The organism is Acidovorax delafieldii (assembly GCF_007993815.1).
Taxonomy (GTDB): Bacteria; Pseudomonadota; Gammaproteobacteria; order Burkholderiales; family Burkholderiaceae_C; genus Acidovorax; species Acidovorax delafieldii.
Genome location: NZ_VJWE01000017.1, coordinates 264638 through 280693, shown reverse-complemented (window position 1 = coordinate 280693; position 16056 = coordinate 264638). Strand labels below are relative to the sequence as shown.

At 59.4% G+C, this 16056-nt stretch carries 18 protein-coding genes; 4 read left to right on the top strand and 14 right to left on the bottom strand.

Annotated features, from left to right (window positions below):
• Positions 1 to 185: 185 nt before the first annotated feature.
• Positions 186 to 314 (bottom strand): hypothetical protein, encoded by a 129-nt coding sequence (locus ATF69_RS23440; RefSeq protein ID WP_280179010.1) that lies wholly within the window; start codon positions 312 to 314, stop codon positions 186 to 188.
• 328 nt (positions 315 to 642) lie between these two features.
• Here ATF69_RS23440 and ribD point away from each other — a divergent pair, with 328 nt between their 5' ends.
• Positions 643 to 1740: a bifunctional diaminohydroxyphosphoribosylaminopyrimidine deaminase/5-amino-6-(5-phosphoribosylamino)uracil reductase RibD gene (ribD, locus tag ATF69_RS20845; protein ID WP_146872134.1), complete on the top strand. Its 1098-nt coding sequence runs from the start codon at positions 643 to 645 to the stop codon at positions 1738 to 1740.
• A gap of 125 nt (positions 1741 to 1865) precedes the next feature.
• On the top strand, positions 1866 to 3767 hold the full coding sequence (locus ATF69_RS20840) for an ATP-binding cassette domain-containing protein (RefSeq protein WP_146872133.1): 1902 nt from the start codon (positions 1866 to 1868) through the stop codon (positions 3765 to 3767).
• Positions 3768 to 3847: 80 nt separating this feature from the next.
• Here the strand turns inward: ATF69_RS20840 and ATF69_RS20835 are convergent, their stop codons facing one another.
• From ATF69_RS20835 to ATF69_RS20805, 7 genes are all read right to left on the bottom strand, one after another.
• Positions 3848 to 4954: a protein-glutamate methylesterase/protein-glutamine glutaminase gene (locus tag ATF69_RS20835; protein ID WP_099729194.1), complete on the bottom strand. Its 1107-nt coding sequence runs from the start codon at positions 4952 to 4954 to the stop codon at positions 3848 to 3850.
• A 15-nt stretch (positions 4955 to 4969) separates the two neighbouring features.
• A complete protein-coding gene (gene cheD / locus ATF69_RS20830; RefSeq protein WP_146872132.1) occupies positions 4970 to 5719 on the bottom strand; it encodes a chemoreceptor glutamine deamidase CheD in 750 nt (249 codons plus the stop codon).
• 30 nt (positions 5720 to 5749) lie between these two features.
• The gene (locus tag ATF69_RS20825) at positions 5750 to 6655 is read right to left on the bottom strand and encodes a CheR family methyltransferase (RefSeq protein ID WP_099729192.1); all 906 of its coding nucleotides are present in this window, start codon (positions 6653 to 6655) and stop codon (positions 5750 to 5752) included.
• Positions 6656 to 6758: 103 nt separating this feature from the next.
• Entirely contained in the window at positions 6759 to 7247 is a 489-nt protein-coding gene (locus ATF69_RS20820; protein ID WP_015015794.1) for a chemotaxis protein CheW, read from the bottom strand.
• A 55-nt stretch (positions 7248 to 7302) separates the two neighbouring features.
• On the bottom strand, positions 7303 to 9447 hold the full coding sequence (locus ATF69_RS20815; protein WP_146872131.1) for a chemotaxis protein CheA: 2145 nt from the start codon (positions 9445 to 9447) through the stop codon (positions 7303 to 7305).
• 40 nt (positions 9448 to 9487) lie between these two features.
• Positions 9488 to 9850 carry a response regulator gene (locus ATF69_RS20810; RefSeq protein ID WP_015015796.1) on the bottom strand — a complete coding sequence of 121 codons (363 nt, stop codon included), beginning with the start codon at positions 9848 to 9850 and terminating at the stop codon, positions 9488 to 9490.
• A 49-nt stretch (positions 9851 to 9899) separates the two neighbouring features.
• A complete protein-coding gene (locus ATF69_RS20805) occupies positions 9900 to 10346 on the bottom strand; it encodes a hypothetical protein (protein WP_056065760.1) in 447 nt (148 codons plus the stop codon).
• A 188-nt stretch (positions 10347 to 10534) separates the two neighbouring features.
• Here ATF69_RS20805 and ATF69_RS20800 point away from each other — a divergent pair, with 188 nt between their 5' ends.
• Together ATF69_RS20800 and ATF69_RS20795 are read left to right on the top strand one after the other, a co-directional pair.
• Positions 10535 to 11644, top strand: coding sequence for a hybrid sensor histidine kinase/response regulator (locus tag ATF69_RS20800; protein WP_146872130.1), 1110 nt, complete (start codon positions 10535 to 10537; stop codon positions 11642 to 11644).
• Positions 11641 to 12270, top strand: coding sequence for a response regulator (locus ATF69_RS20795; RefSeq protein WP_146872129.1), 630 nt, complete (start codon positions 11641 to 11643; stop codon positions 12268 to 12270). The genes ATF69_RS20800 and ATF69_RS20795 overlap by 4 nt, the downstream gene beginning before the upstream one ends.
• 9 nt (positions 12271 to 12279) lie before the next feature.
• Here ATF69_RS20795 and fliR read toward each other — a convergent pair whose 3' ends face one another.
• The 6 genes from fliR to fliM form a co-directional block, all read right to left on the bottom strand.
• Entirely contained in the window at positions 12280 to 13050 is a 771-nt protein-coding gene (gene fliR / locus ATF69_RS20790) for a flagellar biosynthetic protein FliR (protein WP_056065753.1), read from the bottom strand.
• 125 nt (positions 13051 to 13175) lie between these two features.
• The gene (gene fliQ, locus ATF69_RS20785; RefSeq protein WP_015015801.1) at positions 13176 to 13445 is read right to left on the bottom strand and encodes a flagellar biosynthesis protein FliQ; all 270 of its coding nucleotides are present in this window, start codon (positions 13443 to 13445) and stop codon (positions 13176 to 13178) included.
• An 11-nt stretch (positions 13446 to 13456) separates the two neighbouring features.
• Entirely contained in the window at positions 13457 to 14248 is a 792-nt protein-coding gene (fliP, locus tag ATF69_RS20780; RefSeq protein ID WP_208758755.1) for a flagellar type III secretion system pore protein FliP, read from the bottom strand.
• Positions 14241 to 14606 carry a FliO/MopB family protein gene (locus ATF69_RS20775; protein WP_056065746.1) on the bottom strand — a complete coding sequence of 122 codons (366 nt, stop codon included), beginning with the start codon at positions 14604 to 14606 and terminating at the stop codon, positions 14241 to 14243. The genes fliP and ATF69_RS20775 overlap by 8 nt, the downstream gene beginning before the upstream one ends.
• Positions 14607 to 14613: 7 nt before the next feature.
• Positions 14614 to 15054, bottom strand: a complete 441-nt coding sequence (gene fliN, locus ATF69_RS20770) for a flagellar motor switch protein FliN (protein ID WP_099729186.1) — start codon at positions 15052 to 15054, stop codon at positions 14614 to 14616.
• Entirely contained in the window at positions 15044 to 16048 is a 1005-nt protein-coding gene (gene fliM, locus ATF69_RS20765; RefSeq protein ID WP_056065744.1) for a flagellar motor switch protein FliM, read from the bottom strand. Before fliM ends, fliN begins: the two co-directional genes overlap by 11 nt.
• Positions 16049 to 16056 lie beyond the last annotated feature (8 nt).

Sequence of the window (16056 nt, the reverse complement as noted above, 5' to 3'; positions counted from 1 at the left end):
GCACTAGTTCCAAAGAACTTGGCACTCGCCATCAAACGCCCACGCTTATCGGCTGTATATTTTTAAGGATCCCAACAAAACAAATCAGACCAAAATCTTCTTCGTTTTGCAAACCTCGCTGCGATCAGCGAAGCCTTGAATTCTAGCACAGTTTTTTAAGAACTGTCAAACTTTTGCTTTCTTTTTCACCCCGCTTCAACGATCACCTGCAATTCGCGGCAACCATCTCCACCGAGCGAAGCCTTGTATTCTATACCGGTTTTTAACCACCAAGAAGACAAAACCAAACTTTCTTCGCCGACCTTCCGGGTCATCTGCCGCAGCACCTAAGCACCACCACAAACCACCCCATCGACCCCAACACTTTTGCACTCAGGTCTCAGTAGCGAAGCCCTCGACTATAGCACGGTTTACAACAGGCAGCAGGGTAAACCCAGGAGGTTGCCCGTCTCAGCCCCGCTCATGCGATTAGAGATTCAGTCCCGCAGGCCCGTCACCGCGGCCTCCAAGGCATCCAGGAACAGGAAAGCCACGCTCTTTCTGGCGGTCTCCATAAGCATTGCGTCAACAGCCATCTCGCGAACGTCGCGTAAGCTGCTGTGACTACAACCCGTACCAGTCGCTTTTTCATCGACACCAACCATGACGGATTACACCAAGGCGGCATTGGATCTTGCCCATGAGGCTCTCTACAGGACATCGCCCAACCCCCGCGTGGGCTGCGTGCTCGTCGACCACGACGGCACTATCATTGGCCAGGGGTCCACCCAGCGCGCGGGGGGGCCACATGCGGAGGTGATGGCTCTGCGCGACGCAGAGCAGAGAGGCTATTCCCCTCAAGGTGCTACCGCCTACGTCACGCTAGAACCTTGCTCACACCATGGACGTACGGGTCCTTGCTGCGATGCACTCACTAAGGCAGGTATCGCCAAGGTCGTCGCATCGATTGCCGACCCCAACCCCGCAGTGGCGGGCAATGGGTTTGCGCGCCTGCGTGCGGCGGGGGTAGCTGTAGAGGTAGGGCAAGGAGCGGAAGCATCCAGGGAGCTGAACCTGGGATTTTTCAGTCGGATGATTCGAAAAACGCCCTGGGTCCGCATGAAAGCAGCCGCCTCGCTCGACGGTGTGACCGCCTTGCCCAATGGAGCAAGCCAATGGATCACCGGTCCCGCCGCTCGTACCGACGGACATGCATGGCGCGCAAGGGCTTGCGCGGTGTTGACCGGCATCGGGACCGTACTCGCAGATAACCCACGACTGGATGTGCGGGATGTACCCACCGATCGGCAACCCGCACTCGTTTTGGTGGATAGCGAGCTAGCTGTTCCTCTGGATGCCTTGCTTTTCGCAGCGAACCGGTCGGTCTATATCTACACAGCCTTTGCACACGAGAAAAAACGCAGAGCGCTCGAAGCCCTTGGCGCCACCGTAATCACAATGCCGAATAGTGCCGGCAAGGTGGACTTACCTGCGATGGTGCAAGACCTCGGGCGCAGGGAGATCAATGAACTGCACGTGGAAGCAGGTTACAAGCTCAATGGCTCGCTGCTGCGCGAAGGACTGGTCGATGAACTACTGGTCTATCTCGCCCCCAAGCTGATGGGCGAGGGAATGGGATTGGCCCAGATAGCTCCCTTGGCGACACTTGCCGAGGCACATGCCCTCAGCTTCCATACGGTAGACAGGATCGGGGAAGACCTGCGCGTCCTTGCACGCTTGCAGGGGCGCGACAGGTTCTGAAGAAATCGCTGCGCAACTGATCGCGGAATTTTCCGCCAATCAAAGTTACGCCCGACCGGCTGTCACTCCATCATGTGACTGGCGCAAAAAATCCCGCCAGAGCGCGACACGGATAATCCCGCTCTATGGCACTTATCACCTTACTGGACGCCCAACTCGCATTTGGGCATGTTGCACTGCTGGATCACGCCGGCTTTTCCCTGGAGACCGCTGAGCGGGTTGGCCTGATTGGCCGCAATGGCGCGGGAAAGTCTTCCCTTCTCAAAATCCTGGGAGGACTTGCCAAGCCGGATGATGGCTCTTTGCAAGTTCAGCAGGGGGTACGCATTGCCTTCGTCGCACAGGAGCCGACGTTAGACCCCGATGCCACCATTTTCAAGGCAGCCTCCGAAGGCCTGCAACGCGTGATCGCTATCCGCGATCAATACCTCTCGGGGGCGGATGGACTGGATCTGGATGCATTGCAATCGGAGATCGAGGCCTACGACGCCTGGAACTGGGAGCAGCGTGTAGAAGAAACCCTGCAGAGGTTGCATCTCGACCCGGAAGCCGTGGTCGGAGCACTCTCTGGCGGCACCAAAAAACGCGTGGCGCTGGCGCAGGCGCTGGTGGCACGCCCTGACGTGTTGCTGCTCGACGAACCCACCAACCACCTGGATCTGGACTCCATCGAGTGGCTGGAAGACCTGCTGCTGGACTTTCCGGGCAGCGTCGTGACCATCACCCACGACCGGTCGTTCCTTGACCGTGTGGCCACCCGCATCGTGGAGTTGGACCGCGGTCAATTGCGCTCCTACCCCGGTAACTTTGCTCAATACCAGATTCAGAAAGAAGAGCAGTTGGCGCAGGAGGCAGTGATCGCCGCCAAGGCCGACAAGCTCCTGGCACAAGAAGAAATCTGGATTCGGCGTGGTGTGGAAGCGCGCCGCACCCGCAGCCAGAGCCGTATCAGCCGCTTGGAACAGTTACGCGCCCGGCGGGAGGCTCGCCGTGAGGTCGTTGGCAGTGTGCGCATGGATGTCGCCACCGGAAGCTCCAACGGCTACCAGGGCAAGATCGTGGCGGAACTGCAAGGAGTGAGCAAAGCCTTCGGCGACAAAACCATCGTTCACAATTTCTCCGGGACGATACTGCGCGGGGACAAAGTGGGCTTGATCGGCCCGAACGGCGCCGGTAAAACCACGCTGCTCAAGATTATCTTGGGCGAACTGCAGGCCGACAAGGGCACCATCCGGCAGGGAGCGAACCTGCAAGTAGCCTACTTTGACCAGATGCGCCACGCTGTCAACCTCGACGCCACATTGGAAGACTTCATCAGCCCTGGCAGCGAATGGATCGAGATCGGCAATCAGCGCAAACACGTCAAGAGCTATCTGAGCGACTTTCTGTTCTCCCCCGCGCGCGCGCACTCCCCAGTGCGGTCGCTGTCCGGCGGGGAACGCAACCGCCTGCTGCTCGCCCGGCTGTTCGCCCGACCGGCCAATGTGCTGGTGCTGGATGAGCCCACGAACGACCTGGACATTGACACCCTGGACCTGCTGGAGGAATTGCTCGAAAACTACGAAGGCACGGTGTTCTTGGTCAGCCACGACCGCACCTTTCTCGACAACGTGGTGACCAGCACCCTCGCTTTTGAAGGCAACGGCCTGTGGCGCGAGTACGAAGGCGGCGTACAAGACTGGTTGCTCCAATCCAAACGCAGTCGGTCACTGCAAGCTGCTGCTGCAACGTCCTCCAAACCACCTACACCGGAAGTTTCAGATCAAAGCACGCCGGAGCGCACATCAAATAAGCCTGCACAGCTATCAAAAAAGAAGCTGAGTTACAAAGAGCAGCGCGAACTGGATCAACTGCCTGGTCTGATCAGTGCACTAGAGACGGAACAGAAATCCCTTCAAGACGCACTTTCCGACGGCTCACTCTTTGGTACCGACCCCACACGCGCGGCAGCCATGACAAGCCGAGCAGCCGCCATCGACGAGGAGCTGATGACCGCGTTGGAGCGCTGGACAGCACTCTCTGAATAGGCGCCAAACCGGTTCATGGCGCGAGGCTCTGGCGGGGACACACATGGTGAAGGCCCGCCGCCAGGGCTCGGTAATCGCCCTTAAATCCGGTGGTGCAGGCGGTCCGTTGTTCCGCGCAACCGGGCAATCAAGGCAGGAGCAATCTGCCCCAGCGGCAGCACCTCGTCGGCGGCACCGTGGGCAATGGCTTCCCGCGGCATGCCAAACACGATGCAGGTCGCCTCATCCTGCACATAGTTGTAGCTGCCGGCGTCTTTCATCTCCCGCATGGCAACAGCGCCATCGTTGCCCATGCCCGTGAGCATGATGCCAAACGCGTTGCGCCCCACCACCGCCGCTGCGGACTTGAAGAGTACCTCGACCGAGGGCTTGTGGCGATTGACCGGAGGGCCATCGTCCACCACCGCCACATAGTTGGCGCCACTGCGCGCCACATGGAACTGTGTGCCGCCCGGTGCGATGTAGGCATGGCCGGGCAGAATCCGCTCGCCATTCACCGCCTCCTTGACGGTGATCTGGCACAACCCGTTCAAACGGGCCGCAAAACTGGTAGTGAACCCGGGAGGCATGTGCTGGGTGATCACGATCGCGGGCGAATCCGCAGGCATCTGGACCAGCACCTCCTTGATGGCTTCGGTACCACCGGTGGACGCCCCAATGCAGATGAGCTTTTCAGTGGAAAGGCGACCCAGCAGACCAGCTGCGGGTACGGCGTGGGGCAAAGGAGTGCCCCCCACAACACTGGAGGCTGGGCCTGCATCACGCACAGGGGCGCGGCGCACTTGTGCGACGGCAGCAACGCGGATCTTGTCCACAATCTGTGCCGCCAAATCGTTGAGCCCGCTGGCCAGCCCCACACGCGGTTTGGCCACAAAGTCGACGGCGCCCAACTCCAGGGCCTTCATGGTGACCTCCGCGCCACGCTCGGTCAGCGTGGAGATCATCACTACCGGAGTGGGCCGCAGACGCATCAAGCGCCCCAGAAAATCAATGCCGTCCATGCGTGGCATTTCAACGTCCAGGGTGATGACATCCGGATCCAATTCGCGAATCATCTCGCGCGCCACCAGAGGGTCGTTGGCCGTGCCAATGCACTCCATGTCCCGCTGGCGGTTGATGATCTCTGACAGCAGACTCCGGACCAGCGCCGAATCGTCCACCACGATCACCCGGATTTTCCTGCTCATTAACTCAAACCTTTATCAAAACAGATCCACAGAACCACCCGACGTGGTCTTGGCAACAGTGGCCGCGTTGCCACGAACCTCCTGGGCCACGAGGGCTTCGGGATGGGCATGCGCCAACCGTTTCACCATCGCTTTGCCAGTCACTGGAAAGAAAACCACCTTGCGCGGATAGATGTCGAGCACGTCCTCGGAGACGATCGGAATGCGCTCAGTGTGCAAATAGTTCAACACAAAATTCGTGTTGCGCTCACCCACATTCATGGTGGTGAAGTTGTGCATCACCTGGGCCCCACCAAAAATCTTGGCCTGCATGGTTTCACGGCGTGCACCGAGCTTGAGCATTTCATTGATCAACAGCTCCATCGCGTAGGAACCATAACGCCCGGATGCGTCCGCCAGATCGCCGTCCGGCAGCATGAAATGGTTCATTCCTCCCACACGTGCGCGGCTGTCCCACAGGCAGGCAGCGATGCATGAGCCGAGCACGGTCATGATGACCATGTTCTCATCCGACACGAAATACTCACCAGGCAGCACCTTCACCGCGTTGTGCTGGAAGTGGTGATCAAGGTAAAAAAACGAGGCCTCTCCTGGCTTGCGGCTGCGGGCCTTGAGCTCCTGCAGCGACGACTCGCGCGCGGGCCCGTTGCCAGAGCTGTAGATATCGGCACTCAGCGGCGCAATACGCGGAGCGCGGCGCCTTTCGGAACTGCCGGGCACAGCAGTAGCATTGGAAGGGGATGAACCTGTTTGAATGTTGGTCATGGTTGCAATGTGCAGGACAACATGGACAGGTCAGCGGCGCTCGTACACCGTCTTGCCACGCAGGGTGAACAGGTCTTTGGACTCGCTGAAGTTCTCGGCGTGCCCCACAAACAACATGCCACCCGGCTTGAGCACGCGGTGGATTCTTTCCAACACGCGCCGCTGTGTAGGGGCATCAAAGTAAATCATCACATTACGGCAGAAAACCACGTCAAAGGGCTCCTTGAATGGCCAATCGTCGCGGATGAGATTCACACTCATGAAGTCGATGGCGCGCCGCAACTCCGGCTTGGCGCGGACCATGCCCGCGTTCCCGCCTTTGCCTTTGAGAAAGAATTTCTGCAAGCGCTCAGGGCTCAAGCCCTTCACACCGTCGAGCCGGTACACGCCCTGCGCCGCGGTGGCCAGCACGCGCGAATCAATGTCGCTGGCTGTCAGTTTGAAAGATGCGTTGGCGCCGAGCGCCTCCAACGCGGTGATCACGATGGAGTAAGGCTCTTCGCCCGTGGAGGCAGCGTTGCACCAAACCCGCCAGTTGGCGGATGGCTTGGAGCGCAGGTGCGACGCGAAAATCTCGAAATGATGCTGCTCGCGAAAGAATGCCGTGAGGTTGGTGGTCAGCGCATTCACGAACTCCTGCCACTCCGGCCCGTCATGGTTCTCCAGCCAGCTCAGGTAGTCGTGAAAGCTGGTGTGCCCCGTGTCGCGCAGCCGCCGCGACAGGCGGCTGTACACCATGGCGTGTTTGCCATCATGCAAGCTGATGCCAGCGCGCTGATAGATCAGCGCCTGCACACGGGCAAAGTCTGCATTGGTCCAGACAAATTCTCGCCCCTGGGCCAGAGGGCCAGAGGGCGCTGCGGCTGCGGCATACGCAGGATCTACCCGGGCTGGGCCTGACCGGACTGACGCCGAAGCACTGGTGGTTTGGGCCATATTGATCGTCCGAGGGGAAGTCCTGTTCGCTCCAAAAGGTCTGTGAGCACAGCTCACAGCCTGACATGCGCCTGCGCCACCACTGGCTGCTGACTGCTACGCCTTATTCGTTGGCGGTCACCAAGCCCATGTCCACGCTGGACATGAGCTTTTCAATATCCAGCAAGATCAGCATGCGCTCGCCCACGGACCCCAAGCCCAAGATGCAGCTGTTGTCGATCGCACTCTCGATATCAGGGGCCGAACGGATGCTCTCTGGCGTCAACTCCATCACATCGCTCACCGAATCCACCACAATGCCCACCACACGGTTGCGCAGGTTGAGGATGATGACCACAGTGAAACTGTTGTAGTCCGCCTGCGCACAGTTGAACTTAATGCGCATGTCCACGATGGGAACAATCGTGCCGCGCAAATTGACCACGCCCTTGATGAAGTCTGGCGCGTTCGCAATGCGGGTGGGAGGTTCGTAGCCCCGGATTTCCTGCACCTTCAGGATGTCGATGCCGTACTCTTCCTGGTCGAGGCGGAACGTCAGATATTCACGAGCACCCGTTGGTGCAGCGTCTGCAGTTTTACCGATCACACTCATGGTGCATTCTCCTTTCATGGCGGCGCAGCGCCCCCAGGGGCGCCCGCACCTGTATCTAGTGGCGCGCCCGACGCACCAAGCCACCCGTGTCCAAAATCAAGGCCACGGTGCCGTCACCCAAAATGGTGGCGCCCGACACATTGGGCACCTTGCGATAGTTCGATTCCAGATTCTTGACGACCACCTGGTGCTGGCCGAGCAACTCATCCACCAGCAAGGCCACACGGCTTCCGTCAGCCTCGACCACAACCATGATGTTGCTGGATTTGTTGAGATCAAAGCGCGGAACCTGGAAGATCTTCTCCAGCGCGATGACAGGCATGTATTCGTCGCGCACCTTGACCAGCTGCGAGCCTTGCGCCACGGTGCTGACATCGTCCGCATTGACCTGGAACGATTCCACCACCGACGACAAGGGAAGGATGTAAACCTCTTCGCCCACCCCCACCGACATGCCATCCATGATGGCGAGCGTCAGCGGTAGGCGAACGGACACCTTCATGCCGTAGCCCTCTGCAGAATCGATCTCTACCGAGCCGTTGAGCGCTGCGATATTGCGTTTGACCACGTCCATGCCGACCCCACGGCCTGACACATCGGTCACCTCATCGGCCGTGGAGAAGCCTGGAGCAAAAATCAGCTGCCAGACATCGGCATCGCTCATCTGATCAGACACCTCGATACCGCGCTCCTGGGCCTTGCTGAGGATCTTCTCGCGCGACAGGCCACGACCATCGTCACGCACCTCGATCACGATCGACCCACCTTGGTGCGACGCCGACAAGGTGATGGTGCCGTGCTCGGATTTGCCCTTGGCGAGACGATCGGCAGGCATTTCAATACCGTGGTCGCAGCTGTTACGCACCAAGTGGGTCAGCGGGTCGGTGATCTTTTCGACCAAGCCCTTGTCCAGTTCGGTGGCTTCACCCAGGGTCACCAGCTCCACCTTCTTGCCCAGCTTGTTCGCCAGATCGCGCAGCATGCGCGGGAAGCGGCTGAAAACGATGGACATTGGAATCATGCGGATCGACATCACCGACTCTTGGAGGTCGCGCGTGTTGCGATCCAGATCTGCCAACCCGGCCAGCAATTGCTGGTAGGCCCCAGCATCGAGGCCCCGGCTGTTCTGCGCCAACATGGCCTGCGTGATCACCAACTCACCCACCAGGTTGATCAGTTGATCGACCTTCTTCACATCCACGCGGATGGTGGTGGACTCCATCTGCGCCTGCATCGCCACCTTGGGCTCGGCGCTCGCCTTGGGCGCAGCTTTGGGAGCTTGCGCGACAGGCGCATGGGCAGCCGCCGCAGCCTCACCATGGGGTGCTCCGGGTGCGCCGTTGAAGAATCCATAAGGCGCTTCGCCCCCGGAGGTATCCACGGCAACCACCGGCTCGTCGTCTGCATCTGCCGCGGCCGCGTCACCTGGAGCGGCAGCATCACGAATCAGCACCTGCTCCTTGGAAACATGGAACGCAAACAGGTCCAACAGATCATCGTTGGTGGACGTCGTTTCCACCGCAAAGACCCGCGTATTGGCCTGGCTGCCCGGGACATCGCGGATCGACCCCAAACCGGGAATGTCTCGGAACAATTCTTTGATCGCGTCGGCCTGCTCGGGGCGGTCCAGTGGCCCGATCTGGATTTCCAGCTGCCGCGGCTGCCCTGGCACAACAGGCGCAGAAACCTTCGGCGCAGGAGCCGGGGCTGCTGCCACCGGCGCGGGTGCAGGAGGAGGCGGCGCTACGACCGCAGACGCAGCATCGCCGGGCACCAAGCCTGCCGCCAGGTCGCTGATTCGGCGAACCAAGGAGGTGGTGGAAACCGCCTCACCTTGTCCACCCGCCTGATGCCGTGCCAGCAGGCTGCGCGAAGCATCCGCTGACTCCAGCAGGACGTCCACCATCTGAGGGATGGGCTGCAGCTCATGCCGGCGCAGACGGTCGAGCAGGGACTCCATCTGATGGGTCAGCTCGGCCACGTCAGAAAACCCGAAGGTGGCAGAACCTCCCTTGATCGAGTGAGCGCAGCGGAAGATGCCGTTGAGCTCTTCGTCGTTGGCACTGCTCAGGTCCAGATTCAGGAGCATCTGCTCCATCTGGTCGAGGTTTTCACCCGCTTCCTCGAAAAAGATCTGATAAAACTGGCTGAGGTCGAAGTCAGCGCCTGCACCTGATCCTTCTTGGTAGGTTTCCGCCATGGTGGGCTCCTGTGTACTAAATGATCTCAGTCAACCCGGCTCAGCGGATCACTTTCTGGATGACTTCGATCAGGCGATTCGGATCAAAAGGTTTTACCAGCCATCCCGTGGCACCCGCTGTGCGGCCCGCCTGCTTCATCTGATCGCTCGACTCCGTCGTCAGGATCAGGATGGGAATGGTCTTGAATTTGGGATGCTCGCGCAGTTTGCGGGTCAGGCCAATGCCATCAAGACGTGGCATGTTCTGATCTGCCAGCACCAGGTCAATGTTGTGCGTCTCAGCCTTTTCGAGGGCATCTTGCCCATCCACTGCCTCCACGACGTGATAGCCGGCACCAGTGAGGGTGAACGACACCATTTTGCGCATGGAAGGTGAATCATCAACGGCAAGGATCGATTGCATGTATGGCTCCAACTGACTTGAATATATAAGGTAACCAGTGATGTGAACGTCAAAACAGGTCCACAGAACCTGCATCCATCTCGCTTTGGGTGACAGGGTTCGGCCTGTCGGGCGCCATCTCCGCAAAGGGCGCGGCATCTTCACCTTCTTCATGCCCCATGGCTTCCGAGGCCAGCCGGAAGGCACAGCCCTGCAGCACCTTGGTGGTGTGCCATATCAGTTGGGAGGCCATGTCCTGGAACTGCAGCTCAGTCACTGCGCTGCGCAACGCCGTACGCGCGGCCACCAACTCCGGGGAGTCCGCCACTACAGCATCTGTCAACATGGCGTTTGCCTCTCCAAACCGCTCCAGCAGGTTGTCGGTGGCGTGGTTCAGCAAGCCTTCCAGGCGGTGCAAGTCGTGCATCACGACCAACAAAGAGTCCTGCAGCTCTGCCGCCACCATGACGGGAACCTGGACAGCAGGTCCTCCAGGCGTTGTTAGCGTAGATTGCATCGTTTCTCCATAGCAGCACGTAGCAGCAAAACACGCAAATACACAGGACTACGATACTTGCATCAGTAACCTGCCAAGGCCCCCGAGCAAACCGGAGCATCCGCGCCCATTGGACGCTGACGCACAAACCATCCCAACCGGACAAACACCCTTGTTTGTTCCAATTTGTATCCTATGATAGCGCTCCTATGGGCCCTGCAACACCAGACCAGACCCTTGAAATCCTCCATCTTGAAGATTCACCGGCCGATCACGAATTGGCAGCGCGTGCGTTGCGCCGATCAGGGCTCCGTTGCCACCTCCAGCGGGTTGACACCCTTTCTGAATTCCAAAGACTGACAGACGGCGGCCACTTTGACATCATCCTGGCAGATTACCGCCTGCCAGGCTTCACCGCATTGGATGCCTGGGCCCATGTGGCGCAAAAACCGCATCACCCACCTTTTGTGCTGCTTTCAGGTGCCATTGGCGAGCCTGCAGCGGTTGACGCGATGCGGCTCGGGGTAGCGGACTATCTGCTCAAGGACGATATCCAGCGCCTCCCGCATGTAATTGCCCGCACCCTGGAAGTGCACGAAGCACGCAACGCGCGCGAGCAGGCTATTGCCGAGCTGGCCACGTCGCAACGCCGCTTGGCCGAGCTGGCCGAGCATCTGCAGACCTCCATCGAGCATGAGCGGGCCGCCATCGCTCGCGAGATCCACGACGACATTGGTGGCGCACTGACCGCAGTACGCTTTGACGTAGCCTGGATAGGGCGCCACAGTACCGATCCTGCCATGCAAGAGCATGCCACCTCTGCGGTGGACATGCTGCAACACGCGATCGGCGCCAGCCAGCGCATCATGATGAACCTGCGCCCACCCATCCTGGAACAAGGGCTGGTGGCGGCTGTCCAGTGGCTGGCCACGGGCTTTGAGCGCAGGACGGGCATCACCACAAGGATGCAGAGCAGCAGCGAAACCATCGATATACCCACCGACATTCAATTGGTGGCATACCGTACTGCCCAAGAAGCATTGACCAATATCTCCAAGCACGCGCAGCCCAGCAAGGTGGACATTGAACTGTCTGACAAGGAAGGGGTACTGACCCTGGAGGTCGCGGACAATGGCCGTGGCATGGATTCCACAGTTCGCGACAAACCAAAAGCCTTCGGCCTCAAGGGCCTTCAAGAGCGTGCACGCACCGTAGGGGGATGGCTGGACATCAGCAGTCGGCCGGGCAAGGGCACGTCGGTCATTCTGTCCGTCCCGTTACCATCTCCTTCAAAATCCGCTCCAGGAGATGCCCAGTGATCCATGTCGTCTTGTGCGACGACCATGCCGTATTGCGGCGCGGCATTCGCGACACACTCGCCGAAGCACCGGACATTCAGGTGACCGGCGAAGCGGGCGGGTACTCTGAGCTGCGTGAAGTTCTGCGCACGGCTGCCTGTGATGTGCTGCTGCTGGACCTGAGCATGCCCGGACGCAGCGGCCTGGAAGTACTGGCCAGCCTGCGCGAGACCCACTCGACCATCCGGGTGCTGGTGGTTTCGATGTACCCCGAGGATCAATACGCGCTGCGCTGCCTCAAGGCGGGAGCCCAAGGCTACGCCAACAAGGCCGGCGATCCGGTGGAGCTGATTGCGGCAGTGCGCACGGTGATGCAGGGGCGCAAGTACCTCACTGCCGAAGTGGCCCAGATGCTTGCGGACAGCCTGGCTCAACCCACGCCGGAGGTGCCCCATGCGGCGCTTTCCGAACGAGAGCTGCAAACCCTGGTCAAGATTGCATCGGGGCGGCGCCTGTCTGACATTGCCGATGAATTGATGCTGAGTCCTAAAACCGTGAGTGTGTACCGCTCACGGGTTCTCGAAAAATTGAAGCTTTCGAACAATGCTGAACTCACCGTTTACGCCATCCGCAATCAGCTGGTGTAACTAACGGCCCTACCTGCCAACAGAGAACAGATCCACGGCTTGTTGCATCAACGCCAACACCGGTTGCTCCAGCATCGGCAACGTTGCCGCTATGCCCAGCATCCCCACCGTGAGCGTGACTGGGAAACCCACCGCATAGATATTCATTTGCGGCGCCACACGCGAGATGATGCCCATGGTCAGGTTGACGAACAAGAGCAGCGCAATCATGGGCATGGCAATCCAGAGCGCGCTGGAAAAGAGCGAAGCACCCAACTCATACAACCGCATCTGTCCCAACGCCTGCAGAAAATTTCCATCGACTGGAAAGCGGTCAAAACTTTTGACCACGGCCATCAATATCAACAAATGGCCATTGATGACAATGAAGAGCAGCATGGACATGTGGCCAAAAAACCGGGCCACGGCGCTGATCTGACCGTTGGAGGTGGGGTCAAAGAACGATGCAAAGTTGAGCCCCATCTGCAGGCCAATGATTTCACCAGCCAGCTCAACGGCTGTGAACACCAAGCGAACCGAAAAGCCGATCGCCAGCCCCACAGCCACCTGCTGCGCCACCGTGCCCAGCGCCTCACGGCCGTTCACGCTGATGACAGGCTGCTCGCCCAGAACACCTTGCGCACACAAGGCCACAAGGAAAGCGAGACCGATTTTTACGCGCATGGGCACGACCCGCATGGAGAACACTGGGGCCACGGAAAACAATGCCAGCACGCGCAAAAAGGGCCACAGAATGGGAGACAGCCATGCCATGATCTGAGCTTCGGAGAAGGTGATCACGCCCCTCCTCCACCGGCGAGGCCGGGGCGCATTGACGGCCAAGGCACGGCCGCCCCCAGTGCTCGTCGCTGACTCCAGCAGCCCAGCATTGTCCTGAGGCCGCCAAGTGCCCAGATTGGCATGTGCTATCCAATCATCGACGGGATCGATTCGATTGTCCGGCGGATGAAGTCCACCAGGGTACTGAGCATCCAAGGCCCAGCAATCGCAAAAACGACCATGGCCGCAATCAGCTTGGGCACAAACGCCAGCGTTGCTTCATGGATCTGCGTGACAGCCTGAAAAATACTGACCAACAAGCCCACCGCCATGACCACCCCCAGCACTGGCATGGAAATCATCAGCAGCAGGGTGAGGGCGTCACGCCCAATGGTCAGCACCATTTGTGAAGTCATGGCGGAATCCTCTAGGTGACGAAGCTGGCGGCCAATGAGCCGATCAGCAGGTTCCAGCCGTCTGCCAGCACAAACAGCATCAGCTTGAACGGCAATGCCACCAACACCGGGGACAACATCATCATGCCCAGGGACATGAGGATGCTGGACACCACCATGTCGATGACAAGAAACGGGATGAAAATCATGAACCCGATCTGAAACGCCGATTTGAGCTCGCTGGTCACAAAGGCCGGCACCAGCACACGGATGGGCGCCGTCTCAGCCGTCACTTTGGGATCAAGACGTGCCAGCCTGGAAAACAGCGCAAAGTCAGATTGCCGCGTCTGCTTGAGCATGAAGCTGCGCATCGGCGCCTCTGCCCTGTCCAGCGCCTGTTCGAAGCTGATGGTGTTGTTGGTATAGGGAACGTAAGCGTCCTGGTACACACGGTCCAGCGTCGGGCCCATGACAAAAAAGGTCAGGAACAGTGACAGCCCGATGATGACCTGATTGGGAGGAGCCGATTGCGTCCCCAAGGCCTGACGCAGCAAGGACAGCACAATCACAATCCGTGTAAAGCCCGTCATCATCAGCAGCACAGCGGGCAAAAAAGACAACGCCGTGAAAAACAGCAGTGTCTGAATGGGTACCGAGTAGCTGGCGCCAGATGGCCCACTGCCAACAACCAGTGGCAATGCGCCCGGACTTTGAGCCCAAGCGGAGCCATGCGCTACCACGCTGGCAACAGCAACGGCCCAAGGCAAAGCACGCCCAGCTGTTCGCGCTACGAGCCTTGGAAGCAAGGATGCGAGCTCAGACATGCGCGGACTTTCCAGAATCAGCGGACGCAGCTCGCATCTCGTGAGCAAACGATGGTTCTGTCGGCAGTGAAACGTTCACGGCGTCCCCAGCCCCCTTGGCCGCCACTGGTAGCACGTGGAGGCAACTGACCTGTTGAGCGGTGACGCCCAGCACCAGCCAAGTACGCGCATGTTCAGGGCCGACTTCCACCGTCACTACCCGCTGTTGAGGGCCGACGGCCACTGCAGACACCACGCGTGACGCCACCCCGGCAGCCAGCGTCCCGGAGGACTGGCGCTGCTGCAGCCGGCGCACAGCCCAGGGAAGCAAAGCCATGGCGCCCACAAAAAGCACCACGACCAGCAGCGTCTGGGTCATGCTCCCACTATCCACGGCTCACCCGCCGCAAACGTTCCGACGGCGTGACCACATCGGTCAGGCGGATACCAAACTTGTCATTGACCACCACCACTTCGCCTTGGGCGATAAGGTAGCCATTGACCAGCACATCCATGGGCTCGCCTGCCAGTGCATCCAGCTCCACCACCGAACCTTGTGCCAGTTGAAGGATGTACTTGATGGGCACTTTGGTGCGCCCCAACTCCACCGACAGCTGCACCGGAATATCCAGCACCATGTTGATGTCGTTGACGGTATCACCACTCGCAGCACCGGAAAATGGTCGCACGGGCTCGCCGGAAAGTGGCCCGCCCTGCTCTGCGTCCGCCGGTTTTTCGTCCGTCCGCTTCTGCTCTTCAAGCGCCTCGGCCCAACCCGCAAACGGGTCATCCGCGCCTGCGTCCTTGTTGTCTTCTTCAGTTGCCATTCTTCTCTCCCAGCCAACTCATGTCCGAAGTGCGCAGGCACTCTTCAATGCGGATGGCGTACTTGGAATTGTGGGTTCCATACTGGCATTCAAAAATGGGAACCCCTCCGATCGATGCACGGATACGGGGCTCGCGGTCCAGTTCGATGAAGTCACCCGGTTTCATGGCCAGCAGTTGCTCCACGGTGGCATCGGCCTTCGCCAGCTCCGCCACCAACGTAACCTCTGCGGATTGGATTTCACGCTTGAGCACGTTCACCCAACGGCGGTCCACCTCAATGGAATCGCCCTGCGTGGACGAATACAGTACATCGCGGATCGGCTCCAGCGTTGCATAAGGCATGCATATATGGATGGCACCCGACAGGTCGCCAATTTCCAGCTGAAAGGCCGTGGACACCACGATCTCGCTGGGCGTAGCAATGTTGGCGAACTGGGGTTGCATTTCCGAGCGCTGGTATTCCAGCTCCAGCGGATAGATCCCCTGCCACGCCTTCTTGTACTCCGCGCAGATCACATCTACGAGCCGGTTGATGACACGCTGCTCGGTAGGCGAAAAATCACGCCCTTCAATGCGGGTCTGGAACTTACCGACCCCGCCATAGAGGGTGTCAATGATGCCGAAGACCAGCGAAGGCTCACAGACGATGAGTCCGCTGCCTCGCAGGGGGCGGATCGCCACGATGTTGAAGTTCGTCGGCACCGCTAGCTCTCGCAGGAAAGCACTGTAGCGTTGCACCGACACAGTCCCCACCGAAATTTCAGGACTGCGGCGGATGAAGTTGAAGAGCCCAATGCGGAAGTTGCGTGCAAACCGCTCGTTGACGATTTCCATCGTCGGCATGCGGCCACGGACGATGCGCTCCTGGCTGGAGATGTCGTAATTGCGTACCGACCCCGCCTCAGCCACTTCCTCAACGGACTTCTGGCTCTCGCCAGTGACCCCTTCCAGAAGGGCATCGACCTCTTCCTGCGAAAGAAATGAATCACTCATGGCTGGTC